The sequence below is a fragment of the Acidovorax sp. GW460-11-11-14-LB4 genome, from assembly GCF_059423685.1.
Map to the genome: position 1 here is coordinate 33,227 of NZ_JBWKYJ010000035.1, position 13,531 is coordinate 46,757.

General features: G+C 67.2%; 15 protein-coding genes and 1 pseudogene. 6 read left to right on the top strand and 10 right to left on the bottom strand.

From position 1 onward, the window contains the following. Nucleotide 1 precedes the first annotated feature (1 nt). The 4 genes and pseudogenes from AC07X4_RS13940 to AC07X4_RS13955 all read left to right on the top strand — a co-directional run. Nucleotides 2–1,834, top strand: a complete 1,833-nt coding sequence (locus AC07X4_RS13940) for a chorismate-binding protein (protein ID WP_494740396.1) — start codon at nucleotides 2–4, stop codon at nucleotides 1,832–1,834. 440 nt (nucleotides 1,835–2,274) lie between these two features. Next, the gene (locus AC07X4_RS13945) at nucleotides 2,275–2,475 is read left to right on the top strand and encodes a hypothetical protein (RefSeq protein WP_056746779.1); all 201 of its coding nucleotides are present in this window, start codon (nucleotides 2,275–2,277) and stop codon (nucleotides 2,473–2,475) included. 96 nt (nucleotides 2,476–2,571) lie between these two features. Continuing rightward, nucleotides 2,572–3,321: a hypothetical protein gene (locus AC07X4_RS13950; RefSeq protein WP_108498768.1), complete on the top strand. Its 750-nt coding sequence runs from the start codon at nucleotides 2,572–2,574 to the stop codon at nucleotides 3,319–3,321. 194 nt (nucleotides 3,322–3,515) lie between these two features. Next, nucleotides 3,516–3,802, top strand: a pseudogene (locus AC07X4_RS13955) (SDR family oxidoreductase); the annotation flags it as partial. Nucleotides 3,803–3,823: 21 nt separating this feature from the next. Here the strand turns inward: AC07X4_RS13955 and AC07X4_RS13960 are convergent. The 10 genes from AC07X4_RS13960 to AC07X4_RS14005 form a co-directional block, all read right to left on the bottom strand. After that, a complete protein-coding gene (locus AC07X4_RS13960) occupies nucleotides 3,824–4,183 on the bottom strand; it encodes a 5-carboxymethyl-2-hydroxymuconate Delta-isomerase (RefSeq protein WP_494740397.1) in 360 nt (119 codons plus the stop codon). Between the two features lie 76 nt (nucleotides 4,184–4,259). Then, complete coding sequence (bioF, locus tag AC07X4_RS13965) at nucleotides 4,260–5,480, bottom strand: 8-amino-7-oxononanoate synthase (RefSeq protein ID WP_494740398.1); 1,221 nt, start codon at nucleotides 5,478–5,480, stop codon at nucleotides 4,260–4,262. After that, on the bottom strand, nucleotides 5,477–6,148 hold the full coding sequence (bioD, locus tag AC07X4_RS13970; protein ID WP_116747799.1) for a dethiobiotin synthase: 672 nt from the start codon (nucleotides 6,146–6,148) through the stop codon (nucleotides 5,477–5,479). The genes bioF and bioD overlap by 4 nt, the downstream gene beginning before the upstream one ends. Further along, the gene (gene bioA, locus AC07X4_RS13975; RefSeq protein ID WP_494740399.1) at nucleotides 6,148–7,473 is read right to left on the bottom strand and encodes an adenosylmethionine--8-amino-7-oxononanoate transaminase; all 1,326 of its coding nucleotides are present in this window, start codon (nucleotides 7,471–7,473) and stop codon (nucleotides 6,148–6,150) included. Before bioA ends, bioD begins: the two co-directional genes overlap by 1 nt. A gap of 2 nt (nucleotides 7,474–7,475) precedes the next feature. Further along, the gene (gene panD, locus AC07X4_RS13980; protein ID WP_056058565.1) at nucleotides 7,476–7,856 is read right to left on the bottom strand and encodes an aspartate 1-decarboxylase; all 381 of its coding nucleotides are present in this window, start codon (nucleotides 7,854–7,856) and stop codon (nucleotides 7,476–7,478) included. Between the two features lie 67 nt (nucleotides 7,857–7,923). Beyond that, nucleotides 7,924–8,298 carry a 6-pyruvoyl trahydropterin synthase family protein gene (locus AC07X4_RS13985; protein ID WP_056058569.1) on the bottom strand — a complete coding sequence of 125 codons (375 nt, stop codon included), beginning with the start codon at nucleotides 8,296–8,298 and terminating at the stop codon, nucleotides 7,924–7,926. 25 nt (nucleotides 8,299–8,323) lie between these two features. Beyond that, nucleotides 8,324–8,959: a 7-carboxy-7-deazaguanine synthase gene (gene queE, locus AC07X4_RS13990; protein WP_056746775.1), complete on the bottom strand. Its 636-nt coding sequence runs from the start codon at nucleotides 8,957–8,959 to the stop codon at nucleotides 8,324–8,326. Next, the gene (nadB, locus tag AC07X4_RS13995) at nucleotides 8,956–10,545 is read right to left on the bottom strand and encodes an L-aspartate oxidase (protein WP_494740400.1); all 1,590 of its coding nucleotides are present in this window, start codon (nucleotides 10,543–10,545) and stop codon (nucleotides 8,956–8,958) included. The genes queE and nadB overlap by 4 nt, the downstream gene beginning before the upstream one ends. Before the next feature lie 65 nt (nucleotides 10,546–10,610). Continuing rightward, nucleotides 10,611–11,474: a segregation and condensation protein A gene (locus AC07X4_RS14000; protein WP_494740401.1), complete on the bottom strand. Its 864-nt coding sequence runs from the start codon at nucleotides 11,472–11,474 to the stop codon at nucleotides 10,611–10,613. A gap of 64 nt (nucleotides 11,475–11,538) precedes the next feature. Beyond that, the gene (locus AC07X4_RS14005; RefSeq protein ID WP_494740402.1) at nucleotides 11,539–11,745 is read right to left on the bottom strand and encodes a DUF3460 family protein; all 207 of its coding nucleotides are present in this window, start codon (nucleotides 11,743–11,745) and stop codon (nucleotides 11,539–11,541) included. A 76-nt stretch (nucleotides 11,746–11,821) separates the two neighbouring features. Between AC07X4_RS14005 and AC07X4_RS14010 the strand changes: the two genes are divergently transcribed. Together AC07X4_RS14010 and AC07X4_RS14015 are read left to right on the top strand one after the other, a co-directional pair. Beyond that, complete coding sequence (locus tag AC07X4_RS14010; RefSeq protein WP_494740403.1) at nucleotides 11,822–12,334, top strand: outer membrane protein assembly factor BamE; 513 nt, start codon at nucleotides 11,822–11,824, stop codon at nucleotides 12,332–12,334. 154 nt (nucleotides 12,335–12,488) lie between these two features. Beyond that, entirely contained in the window at nucleotides 12,489–13,130 is a 642-nt protein-coding gene (locus AC07X4_RS14015; RefSeq protein ID WP_056058586.1) for a YitT family protein, read from the top strand. Nucleotides 13,131–13,531: the final 401 nt, after the last annotated feature.

Genomic DNA, 13,531 nt, shown 5'->3' on the forward strand with positions numbered 1-13,531 from the left:
TTTGACTTCTAGTTGCCACATTGACTTCACCCAGCCGCTGAGCGCAGGCGCCGCGCGCCTGCGCCACCGTTTCGAGGCCCCACGCGAGGTGCTGGTGGCCCAGGCACTGTACGAGGTGCGCGGTGTGCTCGACGCCGTGTTTGCCGCCGCACAGCAAGGACGCTGGTGCGTGGGCCATGTGCGCTACGAGGCCGCCCCGGCCTTCGATGCCGCATTGCAGACCCATGCGGCCGACGGCCCGCTGGCCTGGTTCGCCGTGTACGACGCGCCCCAGCCCGGGACCGACGACGCGGCGGATGCGGCCGCAGCGGCAACCCCAGCGCAGGTGGTGTGGGACGACAGCCCCGAGCGCGAGGCGTTTGACGCCGCACTGGCGCAGATCCAGCAGGCCATCGCGGCGGGCGAGCTGTACCAGGTCAACTACACCGCGCCCTTTCGCGGCACGCTTCAGGGCTCGCCGCAGGCCCTGTTTGCTGCACTGTTGCGCGCGCAGCCCGGGGGCTATGCCGCCTACCTGCAGGCGGGTGACGAGCAGGTGCTGTCGGTGTCGCCCGAGCTGTTTTTTGACTGGCTGGACGCGCCTGAAGGCGGCACCCTGCTGGCCCGCCCGATGAAGGGCACGGCCCCGCGCGGCGCCACCCCCGAGCAGGACGCGCAGCAGGCCGAGCACCTGCGCACGGCGCCCAAGGAGCGTGCCGAGAACGTGATGATCGTGGACCTGCTGCGCAACGACATGTCGCGCATTGCGCTGCCGCACAGCGTGCAGGTGCCTGCGCTGTTTGCCACGCAGGCCTTGCCCACGGTGTGGCAGATGACCTCGGACGTGACGGCGCGCACGCGGCCCGGCACCACGCTGACAGAGGTTTTTGCGGCGCTGTTCCCTTGTGGCTCCGTCACGGGGGCGCCCAAGGTGCGCGCCATGCAGATGATCCGCGCGCTGGAGCCCGCGCCGCGCGGTGTGTATTGCGGCGCGGTGGGTGTGGTGCGGCCTGGCGGGGCAACGGGGCCGGACGGCCTGCACCCGGTGGCGGCCACGTTCAATGTGCCCATCCGCACCGTGGTGCTGCGTGGCGTGGGTACGGGTGCGGGTGCGGAGGCCTCCGCCGGCGTTGCCAAAGCCACCTGCGGCATTGGCAGCGGCATCACCTCGGGTGCCGGGGCGGGCGCCGAATGGTCCGAGTGGCACCACAAGCGCGCCTTTGTCGAGCGGGCCAGCGCTCCGTTCGAGGTGCTCGAAACCCTGGGCTTGCACCACGGCAAATTCGTGCACGCCGACCAGCATGTGCGCCGCATGGGCGAGGCGGCCGCGCATTTCGGCTTTGTGTTCAACGCCCATGCGGTGCGTCAGGAGCTGCAGATTGCCGCCCTGCAACACCGCGATGGCGACTGGCGGGTGCGCCTGCTGCTGGCGGCGGATGGCAGCGCCCGCGCCGAGGCCTTTGCGCTGCAGACCACGGCAGTGCCTGTGCGCCTGCAACTGGCGCCGCGCCCCTTTGCGGCCGCACACAGCGAGTTTGTGCGCTACAAGACCACGCGGCGCGCGCACTACGCGGCGTTTGCACCCACCACCCCCGGCGTGTTCGACACGGTGCTGTGGAACGAGGCGGGCGAGATCACCGAAGGCACCTTCGGCAACATCGCCGCGCTCGTCGATGGGCGCTGGGTGACGCCGCCTCTGTCCTGCGGCCTGCTGCCCGGCGTGGGCCGCGCCGTGGCACTGCAGGACGGCCACGTGGTGGAGGCCGTGCTGCGCGTGGCCGACGTCCCCCGCGTGCAAGGCTGGGCGTTCATCAACAGCCTGCGCGGCTGGCTGGACGCCACGCTGGACGCGTAGCCAGTCCTTCTCCCGCAACCTCCCTGTTGGCGTCCCGCCCCCAGGTGTTTGGCGGCCGCCGCAGGGGCCGTTCAGCGCAGTGGATCAGGCCGTGGGTGTGTTGCCTTCGGTGGTCGTTCAGTCAGCGGGCCGAGCGTTCCAACGCGCATCCTGTGCATCAGGATGTGACGCTGCTTGCCCGGGCTATAGGCGCTTGCATGGCGCCCACCCAGCCTGACCGCACCGGCCTGGCAAGGCCTGTTGCTGCGGTCTGACAAATGCCCCCTTTTGCATCCCGCTACCTGCTGTGCGCTTGCTTACACCGCATCGCACCTGGCCCACAGGCCTATAGGACACGGCCTACAAAAAGCGCTGCGGTGCCCCTCGAACATGAACCCACACAAGACGCCTTTGAAGGCTTTGTGTGCACCCTTTGTTCAACCACTTCGACAGGAGCCACCATGTCTCAAAACAACCCGCAGAACCAGCCCAACATCCCTTCGTCTCAGCGCCAGTCGCCCGCCGGGCAGCAGCAGGCCGAGCAGAGCACGGGCGGCAACACCCACCGCCAGCAAGGCGCTCGCAATGACGCCGACACACACGCGCAGGGCCGCGACCAGAAGCAGCAAGGCAGCCGCGATTCGCACAAGAGCCAGCCTTGAGACCGGGCGGGCCACAACAGCACGTGGCCAGCCGCACCCTTTCATTCCTATTCACTTTCAATTTTTGATATTCCCATTGACCGCAAGGAGAACACCATGGGCTACCGAGACAGCGACGACAGCAACTTTTCCCGCCATGGCATGGGCCGCGATGCCGACGACATGCGCTTTACCGAGCGCGGTGACCACCAGGGCTACGGCAGCGAAGACCATCGCGGCAGCAGCCCTGGCGGTTACCGCCAGGAGTTCGAGAACCGCAATGACCGCAGCGACCGCTATGAGCAAGAACGCTATGGCCAGGAACGTTACGGCCAGTACGGCCTGAACCGCAGCCGTGGCGAATCGCAGGGCTACCCACGCACCGGGCGTGAGGGCTTTGGCGCGTATGGGCCTCAGGGCCGCTCGGGCTACGACAACGGCCCCGGCCGTCAGCACCAGGCCTGGGGCGCCCCGTACGAGAGCCAGGGCTTTCGCGATGACGAAGGGCGTTTTGCCTCGCCCTATCGCGATGATGAACGCGGCCAGGGTGGCTACGGCAACGCCTATGGTTTCACCCGCAACGCACCGCCCGCCCAGCAGAGCCGGGGCCACCGCGATCCCGACTACCAGCAGTGGCGCGACGAGCAACTGCGCATGCTGGACGACGACTACGACAGCTGGCGCAAGGAGCGCTACCAGAAGTTCTCGGATGACTTCAGCCAGTGGCGATCCACACGCACCAGCGGCAGTTCGGGCCAGCAGCAGCCTGGCCAGCAGAACCAAAAAGGCGCGGGCTCCCAGAGCGCATCCAGCACTGCGTCTGGCGGCAACCAGGGCAATACCGGCAAGTCCAAGGATGCCGGCTGACCGTTGCAGTTACTGACGCGGCCGGGCCGGGGCAGTGTGTGCTGCTCCGGCCCGGTTGTTGAACTCGCCGTCCGTACCACCGTGGGCGCACTGGCCTTGAAGCCCAGGCGCCCCTTTTTTGGCTCCGGTTGACCTAGAGCCCCTGTCGGCAGAAAGACATTCCGCCGTGACCGCCTCCGACCCCTTCGCTCCCAGCCACCAAGGGTGCGATCCATGCCTTTACCAAGGTGCTGGCGCACAACTGGCCGACCGGGGAATCCGCGTGAAAGCGGTGGCGCCAGGGCTGGTGTGGGCACCGCGGATCCCGGCGGAGCGCCCGGCCAAAGAGGTGGAAAAGGTTGGCGTCACAACGCGTCTGGACCGCCCGGCGCAACCCTAGGAGGTCTCGCCCGCCGACGTGTTCCTGGCGGCCCCGTGTTGCTCCAGCTGCATCACGGGCATCGTGCAGCCCATCACCGGTAACGCCGGCGACGGGGCCTGAGGCGGGGGCAAGAGCGCAGCGTCAGAGCCGCTCTTTGGCGTACGAGCCCCGGTCCATATCGGCGATCTCCACGCTCAATTGCACCATCACGCCCTGGGGCTTGGGGGTGCGCTCGCGCAGCACCGCGGCAATGAGGTCGGACAGCTCCTTCTTGGCCTCGGGCGTGCGGCCTGACAGCAGGCGCAGTTGTGCGTGCACAAAGGCGCGGTTGGCGGGCGCGATGCCGATCTCGAAGCTGTCGGCCACGATGAAGCGCGTCTTCAGGTCGGCCTCGTCCTGCACCTGGGGATGGGCGCACAGGGCGGCGTTCAGGGCCGTCAAGGTTTCGGCTTCGGGGTAGTGGGGCAGGTTGGCCGAGTATTCGATGGTCAGGTGGGGCATGGAATCGTCTCGCTGGAAGGATAGGGGAGGGCCTGCATTGGCAGGGCGCCTGGGCTGTGCATGGTACTGCGGCTTGTCAACGACTCACCAACGGTGTCGCCAACGCATGCAACGCGGCCACCAGTTGCGCCACATCGTCGGTGGTGTGCGCGGCGGACAGCGCAATGCGCAGCCGCGCCGTGCCCGCTGGCACGGTGGGCGGGCGGATGGCAGGCACCCACAGTCCTTTGGCGCGCAGGCCTTCCATCACTGCCAGCGCCGCTTCATTGCTTCCGATGATCAGGGCCTGCACGGGGGTGTGCGACGGCAGCAGGTGCCAGCCCAGCGATGCAGGCAATGTGGACAGTCCTTGGCGCAGTTGCGCGATGAGTCCGGCCAGGTGCGCGCGCCGGTCGTCGGCTTCCTCCATGAGCTGCAGGCTTTGGCGCAGTGCGCTCGCCAGCAGCGGTGGCGCGGCGGTGGCAAAGATGTAGGTGCGCGTTTTTTGCAGCAGCCATTCGATGAGGGCTGCATCGCCGGCCACAAAAGCGCCCGCCACGCCCGCTGCCTTGCCCAGCGTGGCCATGTACAGCACGCGGCGCGAGGCGTGGGGGCCCGTCAGCCCCGCCAGTGCCAGGCTGCCGCGCCCTTGGGGGCCCAGCACGCCAAAGCCGTGGGCATCGTCCAACAACAACAGTGCGTCGTAGCGCTCACACAGCGCGAGCAGGGCTGGGATGTCGATGAGATCGCCGTCCATGCTGAACACCGCATCGCTGATCACCAGCTTGCGCCTTGAGGGGCTGGCGGCAAGCTGCGCTTCCAGCGCTGCCAGGTCGGCGTGGGGATAGCGGTAGATGGTGGCGCGCGCCAGGCGGGCACCGTCAATCAGGCAGGCGTGGTTGAGTGCATCGGAGAACAGCGCATCGCCGTCACCCACCAGCGCGGGGATGATGCCGGTGTTGGTGGCATAGCCCGCGTAGAAGTACAGGGCCCGGGGCAGTTGTACATAGGCCGCCAGATCGTGCTCCAGCGCATCGTTGGCAGCGCTGTGGCCGCTGACCAGCGGCGAGCCGCCCGAGCCCACGCCATAGTGGTGTGTGGCCTCGCGCGCGGCTTCGGCCAGCGCAGGGTGGCCGGCCAGGCCCAGGTAGTCGTTGCTGCAAAAGGCCAGCATGGGCCGGCCGTCCACCAGCAGGCGGGCACCGCCGGCGGGCTGCACCACACGGCGGCGGCGCAGCAGGTGGGCGCGTTCGATGTCGGCCAGGCGCGCGGGGATCTCGTCGAGCCACGACGTTTGTGGTGCCGTGGCGCTTGTCATCGCCAGTCCTTGGGCAAATCAAACACCAGGCTGCCGGGTTCGGGTAGCTCCTGGTGCGGCACATCGGCCAGCAGCGGTGCACCCAGCCGGGTACGCAGGTAGGCAATGTTGTCCTCCACCGCCTCCATGTCGGGGTCCACGCGGTTGGCCACCCAGCCCGCCAGCGTGAGACCCCGCGCACGGATGGCCTCGGCGGTCAGCAACGCATGGTTCAGGCAGCCCAGCCGCAAACCCACCACCAGCACCACCGGCAAGGCCAGGGCCTGGGCAAGGTCTGCGCCAGTCAGCGTATCGGTGAGCGGCACATGAAAGCCGCCTGCCCCCTCCACCACCACGGCGTCGGCCTGTGCGGCCAGCGTTTGGTAGCTGGCGACGATGGCAGCGATGTCGATCTGCACACCCGCCCGCGCCGCGGCGATGTGGGGCGAGAGCGGGTCGGGCAGCAGCACGGGGTTGTCCAGCGCTGGCGGCACGGCCAGGGTAGAGGCCGAGCGCAGCGCAATCGCGTCTTCACTGGCCCAGTCGTCCCCCCAGGGCACCAGGCCAGCCGCCACGGGCTTCATGCCCACCACGCGGCGGTGGTGGCGCGCCAGAGCGTGTAGCAGCCCGGCGGACACCAGCGTCTTGCCGACACCGGTGTCGGTGCCGGTCACAAAACATCCCATCATCAACTTTCCTCCTGCAGGGTGGCGTGCAGCGCGTCAAGCGCGCCGCTGGCGAGGCACTGGACGGCCTCGTCGTCGAGCGCATAGGGCGGCATGGCGTACAGCGTTTTTCCAATGGGTCGCAGTACCAATCCGCGTGCCATGGCGTGCTGGTGGTAGCGGCGCGAAAAGTCGGGCAGGGCAGTGTCTACATCCCAGGCCCAGATCATTCCAAGATGGCGTGCATGCTGCACACGCGGGTGCTGCGTGAGGGGTGCACAGGCCACATCGATACGCTGCGCCAGTGCCTTGTTGGTTTTCAGCGCATCCAACTGTTCAAACAACTCCAGCGTGGCCAGCGCTGCGCGGCAGGCCAGCGGGTTGCCGGTGTAGGAGTGCGAATGCAGAAAGCCCCGCGCCACATCGTCGTCGTAGAACGCGGCGTACACCGCATCGGTGGTGAGCACGGCCGACAGCGGCAGTGTGCCGCCCGTGAGGCCTTTGGACAGGCAAATGAAATCCGGCCGGATTCCGGCCTGCTGGTAGGCGAACATGGTGCCCGTGCGGCCAAAGCCCACGGCGATTTCGTCTACCACCAGGTGCACCTCGTAGCGGTTGCACAGCGCACGCGCCAGGCGCAGGTATTCGGGGTCGTGCATCGCCATGCCCGCTGCGCATTGCACCAGGGGCTCCACGATCAGCGCGGCGGTGGTGGCGTGGTGCTCCTGCAACCACGCCTCCAGCGCCGCAGCGGCACGTCGGGCCACGTCCTGGGCTGTCTCGCCGGGGCCTGCGCCGCGTGCATCGGGGCTGGGCACGGTGTCAGCCAGGCGCACCAGGGGCGCGTAGGCCTCGCGAAAGATCGCAATGTCGGTCACGGCCAGCGCGCCCACGGTTTCGCCGTGGTAGCCACCGGCCAGGCCCACAAAGCGGCTCTTGGCAGGGCGACCGGTGTTGCGCCAATAGTGCGCGCTCATCTTCAGGGCGATCTCGGTGGCGGCGGCACCATCGCTGCCGTAGAACGCGTGGCCCAGGCCGGTGAGGGCGGCCAGGCGCTCGGAGAGTTCCACCACGGGCGCATGGGTGAAGCCCGCCAGCATCACGTGGTCCAGATGGCCCAGCTGGTCCACCAGCGCGGCCTGGATGTGTGGGTGGCTGTGGCCGAACAGGTTGACCCACCAGGAGCTGATGCCGTCCAGGTAGCGCTTCCCATCGGTGCCGTAGAGCCACGGGCCCTGCGCGCGGGCAATCGCCACCGGGGGCTGGGCCTCGTGCCGCTTCATCTGGGTGCACGGGTGCCAGACGGCAGCCAGGCTGCGGGCCACCAGAGCGTCGTGGGTCGGCGCCATCGTTACAGGGCCTGCGTGGGCACTGCGTGGCGCAGTTCCGTCTGGCGGTTGTGGTCGTCCACAAACACCAGTTGCGGCTGGTGCGCGGCCACCTGGTCTTCGTGCACCTGGGCGAAGGCCGCAATGATGATGAGATCGCCCACTGCAGCGCGGCGTGCGGCCGAGCCATTCACCGAGATCATGCCGCTGCCGCGCTGGCCCTTGATGGCATAGGTGACAAAGCGCTCGCCGTTGTTGATGTTCCAGATGTGGATCTGCTCGTTCTCTGCGATGTTGGCGGCGTCCAGCAGGTCTTCGTCGATGGCGCAGGAGCCTTCGTAGTGCAGCTCGCACTGGGTCACGGCCACGCGGTGGATCTTGGATTTGAGCAGGGTGCGGAACATCGGGCTTCCTTGGGTGAAGTCTGTGAACTTTTGGGGGGTGGTCTGCCGGTGGCAGGGCCATGGCCGGTCAGGGCTGTGGAAAGTCCAGCGCGCAGCTGTCGCCCAGCGCCTCGCGCCACACGCGCACGCGGCTCAGGCTGGCGCGCAGGTCGGCGGGCAGTGCCTGGGCGATGAACAGGCACAGGTTCTCCAGCGTGGGTGTGCCCAGGCCGGGCACTTCGTCGAGCATGTGGTGGTCCAGCTGCTCGCGTACCACGGCCAGGCCCTGGCGCAGCAGGCCCAGGTCCAGCACCATGCCTGTGGCAGGGTCGCGCGGGCCGGTCAGGAACACTTCGGCGTGGTAGGTGTGGCCGTGTACGCGACGGCTGCCTTCGGCCTCGATCTCGCGGCGCAGGGTGTGGGCGGCGTCGAAGAAAAAGCGCTGGGAGATGGTGAACAACATACGGGAACCAGAAAAGAAAACCGCGTCACCGGATGCCGGTGAGCTTGTGGGTTTGCAGGCTCAATCGCCATGCAGGGTGGGCCAGGCAGGCGTCAATGCAGGCGGCAGTGTTCTGGCGCTGCAGCAGGCCGTCCATGGGCTGCAGAAAGCGGTGGGTGAACTGCGTGTCTTGCTCCAGCGCCTGCAGGTCAAAGCCGGGCTGGGGCCAGACCAGTTTCAGCTCCTGCCCGCTGCGCTGCACCCACGGTGCACCCGCCTTGGGGCTGATGCACAGCCAGTCGATGCCTTCGGGCGCGGCAACCGTGCCGTTGCTTTCGACGGCGATGCGGAACTGCTGGGCGTGCAGCGCGTCGATCAGCGCCGCATCGACCTGCAGCAGCGGCTCGCCACCCGTCAGCACCACCAGGCGGTGGCCCGCGCCTGCAGGCCATTGGGCGGCGATCAGCTCTGCCAGCGCCGTGGCTGTCTCAAACTTGCCGCCCAGCGTGCCATCGGTGCCCACAAAGTCGGTGTCGCAGAACTGGCAGATGGCCTGCGCGCGGTCCTGCTCGCGGCCCGTCCAGAGGTTGCAGCCTGCAAAGCGGCAGAACACGGCGGGTGTGCCCGCCTGACCGCCTTCGCCTTGCAGGGTGTAGAAAATTTCTTTGACGCTGTAGGTCATCGCGGCACCGGCGGAACAAGGATGGTGGGGGCGGCAGGCGCTGCCACCTCGGGGTAATCGCGGCTGAAATGCAGGCCCCGGCTTTCGCGGCGCAGCTGGGCGCTTTTCACGATCAGGTCGGCCACCTGCACCAGGTTGCGCAGCTCCAGCAGGTCGCGCGTGACGTGGAAATGGGCGTAGAACTCCTGAATCTCGCCCTGCAGCATGGCAATGCGGTGGGCGGCACGTTCCAGGCGCTTGTTGGTACGCACGATGCCCACGTAGTCCCACATGAAGCGGCGCAGCTCGTCCCAGTTGTGGGAGATGACGACGGATTCATCCGCATCGGTCACGCGGCTGTCGTCCCAGGCGGGAACGGTGGGCAGTTCTGTGGTCGGGGCTGCTGCGATGGCCTGCGCGGCGGCGCGGGCGAACACCATGCATTCGAGCAGCGAGTTGCTGGCCAGGCGGTTGGCGCCATGCAGGCCGGTGCAGGCCACCTCGCCCACGGCGTACAGACCGGGCAGGTCGGTGCGGCCCGCCAGGTCGGTCAGCACGCCGCCGCAGGTGAAGTGGGCCGTGGGCACCACGGGGATGGGCTCCTTGGTGATGTCGATGCCCAGCGACGCGCAGTGCGCGAGGATGTTGGGGAAGTGCTCTTGCAGAAACGCGGGGCCCTGGTGCGAGATGTCCAGGTGCACGCAGTCCAGGCCGTGTTTTTTCATCTCGAAGTCGATGGCCCGGGCCACCACGTCGCGCGGGGCCAGTTCGGCACGCGGGTCGTGGTCGAGCATGAAGCGCGTGCCGCCTGCCGATGGGGGCAGCAGCAATTTACCGCCCTCGCCACGCACGGCCTCGCTGATGAGGAAGGATTTTTCGTGCGGGTGGTAAAGGCCTGTGGGGTGGAACTGGATGAACTCCATGTTCGCCACGCGGCAGCCCGCGCGCCAGGCGGCGGCAATGCCGTCGCCCGTGGCGGTGTCGGGGTTGGTGGTGTACAGGTATACCTTGCCTGCGCCGCCCGTGGCCAGGATGGTTTGTGGTGCGCGGAAGGTGACGACCTCGTCGGTGTCGCTGTCGAGCGCGTACAGTCCCAGGCAACGGTTGCCGGGCAAGCCCAGCTTGCGCGTGGTGATCAGGTCCACCAGCGTGTGCTGCTCGAACAGCGTGATGCCGGGGGTGGCGCGCACCACGTCGATCAGTGTGCGCTGCACGGCCGCGCCGGTGGCATCGGTCACATGGGCAATGCGGCGCGCGCTGTGGCCGCCTTCGCGCGTCAGGTGCAGCTGGTCGCCTTCGAGCGTGAAGGGCACACCCAGCTTGCGCAGCCAGGCAATCGAGGCGGGGGCGTTCTCCACCACAAAACGTGTGGTGGCCAGGTCGCACAGGCCTGCGCCGGCGACCAGTGTGTCTTCGATGTGCGCGGCAAAGCTGTCGTCATCAGCCAGCACGGCGGCAATGCCGCCCTGGGCCCAGCCGCTGGAGCCATCTTGCAGCGTGCGCTTGGTGATGACGGCCACGCGGTGCGTGGGCGCCAGGTGCAGGGCGGCCGAAAGGCCGGCGAGGCCGCTGCCTACGATGAGAACGTCGAAGTCGTGGGATGCCATGGCTTGCGTGTAAAGGGGGTAGTGCCACGGCCACCGGCCAGGGCGGTGAATAGTGGAAGGCGGCCCTAGACCGGCGTGTAGGCCAGGCGCACGTAGATGGGCGCAAACGCTTCGGCCTGCGTGATCTCGATCAGCGTCTCTTTGGCCAGCTCCAGCAGCGCAATGAAGGTCACCACCAGCACGGTGCTGCCTTTTTCGGGCTCGAAGAGTTCTTCAAACTCCACAAAACGCCGGCCCTGCAGGGTCTTGAGCACCATGCTCATGTATTCGCGCACGCTGAGTTCCTCGCGCGTGATCCGGTGGTGCTGTACCAGCTTGGCGCGCTTGAGGATGTCGCGCCAGGCCTCCTGCAGCTCCACCACATGCACGTCGGGAAAACGCGGCTGCAGGCTTTGCTCGATGTAGACCTGGGCTTTCAGGAAGTCGCGGCCATATTGCGGCATCTGCCCCAGGCGGGCGGCAGCCATCTTCATCTGTTCGTATTCGAGCAGGCGGCGCACCAGCTCGGCACGTGGGTCTTCGGGTTCTTCGCCTTCTGCCTGCTTCTTGGGCGGCAGCAGCATGCGCGACTTGATCTCGATCAGCATGGCAGCCATCAGCAAATACTCGGCCGCCAGTTCCAGGTTGCGGCTGCGGATCTCGTCCACATACGCCAGGTACTGCTTGGTCACCCCCACCATGGGGATGTCGAGGATGTTGAAATTCTGCTTGCGGATCAGGTACAGCAGCAAATCCAGCGGGCCTTCAAAGGCTTCGAGGAAGACTTCGAGCGCGTCGGGCGGGATGTACAGGTCCTGCGGCAGCGCAAACAGCGGCTCGCCGTACAAGCGCGCCAAGGCCACCTGGTCCACCACCACGGGCATGCCCGCCGCGTCCAGCGAGGGCGCGCCGGGCGAGTCTGCCGCTTCGGCTGCGTTCGCAGTGGTCATGGTTTGCTATTGAATCAGGAGCTATCAGCGCAATAAATATCTGCGCTTGCGGCTCAAAAGATGCTCAATCGGCGTTGGTCTGGTATACGTAGGGCTTCTGGGCCACCTTGGCGTCGCGGTACTCGCCCCAGATCTTGCGGTCCACCTGCTTGTCCCACAGCAGGGCACGGCCGGCTTGTTGCTGCTGGTCCAGTTCGGGACGGCTCGCCTTGAGCTGGTTGATGAACTGGGTGGCGTCGGATTGGTAGTCGGGGCGGCGGAAAATAGACATGGACTGTGAACTCTTTCTTGGAACGCGTCAGGCACAGTGATGCACCGAAGGTCCAAGATTTTACCGGGACGAATTTATGCGCTTGATATATCGCTCCACTGCCCTGGCGGCCGCCACCCTTTCCCTGCTGGTGCTTGCCGCCTGCGACCCGCAACGCATCAGCGAACTCAAGGAGGGCGTTTCGACCGAAGCCGACGTGCGCGACCGCTTCGGCGCCCCCGAGAACGTGTGGGACGAGCCCGGTGGCGCGCGCACCTTCGAGTACAACCGCCAGCCTGCCGGCCAGGTCAACTACATGATCACCATCGGCACCGACGGCCGCATGACCGCGCTGCGCCAGGTGCTGACGCCCGAGACCTTTGCGCGCGTGTCGCCCGGCATGCGCATGGACGAGGTGCGCCGCCTGCTGGGCAAGCCCGCCAAAGTCACGCCCTACGAGCTGAAAAAGGAGACCTGGGCCGACTGGCGCTACCTGGAGGCCCCCAACCAGTCCAAGGTCTTCACGGTGGTCTATGGGCCCGACCAGTTTGTGCTGCGCACGCAAACGGGTGCGGACACGGAGGCACCGGAGTTCAAGGGCGGGAAGTAGCGGCATCTTCGCGCACTGGCTCGCACTGGCGCGTTGCTTGCTTCTGATCTTGCAGACTGAACGCTGGACGCGCGCCGGGCTGTCCCCAAGTGCCCAGCACTCCACCGGCGGAAAGCCCCCGCGCCTTTGCCACGCACCCCAACGCTGAACGCCCATGCCCGATACCCAGCCCCCTGCCCACGACGCCGCACCGCCGCTATCCGCCCTGCGCCATGGCACCTTTGAAGACGCCCAGGCCCTGTTTGCGGGCACCCTGTTCGTGGCCATGGCGCTCATGCTGTTCAACCAGGCGGGGCTGCTGGTGGGCGGCACGGCGGGCGCGGCGTTCTTGCTGCACTACGTCACCGGCATTTCGTTCGGCAAGCTGTTCTTTGTGGTCAACCTGCCGTTCTACTGGTTTGCCTGGACGCGCATGGGGCGCGAGTTCACGATCAAGACCTTTGTCTGCGTGGGCCTGCTGTCGCTGCTGACCGAGCTGTTCCCGCACGTGATGCATGTGGACTACCTGAACCCGCTGTTCGCCTCGTTGCTGGGCGGGCTGCTGCTGGGCACGGGCTGCCTGTTCCTGGCACGCCACCGCTCCAGCCTGGGCGGGGCCACCGTGGTGTCGCTGTACCTGCAAGGCCGCTACGGCATGCGTGCGGGCAAGGTGCAGATGATGATCGATGGCACCGTCGTGCTGCTCGCACTGTGGGTGGTGCCGGTAGACCGTGTGGCGTATTCGGTGCTGGCGGTGCTGGTGATGAGCGGGTTTTTGTGGATCAGCCACCGGCCAGGGCGCTACGTGGGCCATTGAGCGAGACAGCCGCCAGCGCGGTGGCTGACAGTCTCGTCGGTTGAGCACGACCCCGGGGTTCTGAGCCCCGCCAAACGCTGCGGGGCCATTCCATTCTCTGCGTCAACCCTGCTTCAGTGGGGTGCGCTTGCGCGTTCTCCCGCCATAGAGTTCCAGGCACCCCGCCTGCACCCGCACGAGGGAGCCGGACCTATTCGTGCCTCCCGAGGGGTTGAAGTGTCCATGCAGTTCACAGACCCGGAGAACCGTTGATGTATCGAAATTTTTCTGCCATGGCCGAGGCCCTGCGTGCGAGGCTTGCCGGTGCGGCATGGGCGTTGCCTCTGGTCATGGCAGGCGCCCTGGCAGCTTGCGGCGGCGGTGGTGGGGACTCTGCCGAGCCACCGCCTCCCCCACCACCG

Bases quoted from the DNA above. Each gene is read 5' to 3' on its own strand.
- nadB (WP_494740400.1), bottom strand. From the start codon at position 10,545: ATGGCATCCCACGACTTCGACGTTCTCATCGTAGGCAGCGGCCTCGCC.
- AC07X4_RS13985 (WP_056058569.1), bottom strand. From the start codon at position 8,298: ATGTTGTTCACCATCTCCCAGCGCTTTTTCTTCGACGCCGCCCACACC.
- AC07X4_RS13950 (WP_108498768.1), top strand. From the start codon at position 2,572: ATGGGCTACCGAGACAGCGACGACAGCAACTTTTCCCGCCATGGCATG.
- AC07X4_RS13945 (WP_056746779.1), top strand. From the start codon at position 2,275: ATGTCTCAAAACAACCCGCAGAACCAGCCCAACATCCCTTCGTCTCAG.
- panD (WP_056058565.1), bottom strand. From the start codon at position 7,856: ATGTTCCGCACCCTGCTCAAATCCAAGATCCACCGCGTGGCCGTGACC.
- bioD (WP_116747799.1), bottom strand. From the start codon at position 6,148: ATGATGGGATGTTTTGTGACCGGCACCGACACCGGTGTCGGCAAGACG.
- AC07X4_RS14015 (WP_056058586.1), top strand. From the start codon at position 12,489: ATGCCCGATACCCAGCCCCCTGCCCACGACGCCGCACCGCCGCTATCC.
- bioF (WP_494740398.1), bottom strand. From the start codon at position 5,480: ATGACAAGCGCCACGGCACCACAAACGTCGTGGCTCGACGAGATCCCC.
- AC07X4_RS14005 (WP_494740402.1), bottom strand. From the start codon at position 11,745: ATGTCTATTTTCCGCCGCCCCGACTACCAATCCGACGCCACCCAGTTC.
- bioA (WP_494740399.1), bottom strand. From the start codon at position 7,473: ATGGCGCCGACCCACGACGCTCTGGTGGCCCGCAGCCTGGCTGCCGTC.
- AC07X4_RS14010 (WP_494740403.1), top strand. From the start codon at position 11,822: ATGCGCTTGATATATCGCTCCACTGCCCTGGCGGCCGCCACCCTTTCC.
- AC07X4_RS13960 (WP_494740397.1), bottom strand. From the start codon at position 4,183: ATGCCCCACCTGACCATCGAATACTCGGCCAACCTGCCCCACTACCCC.
- AC07X4_RS14000 (WP_494740401.1), bottom strand. From the start codon at position 11,474: ATGACCACTGCGAACGCAGCCGAAGCGGCAGACTCGCCCGGCGCGCCC.
- queE (WP_056746775.1), bottom strand. From the start codon at position 8,959: ATGACCTACAGCGTCAAAGAAATTTTCTACACCCTGCAAGGCGAAGGC.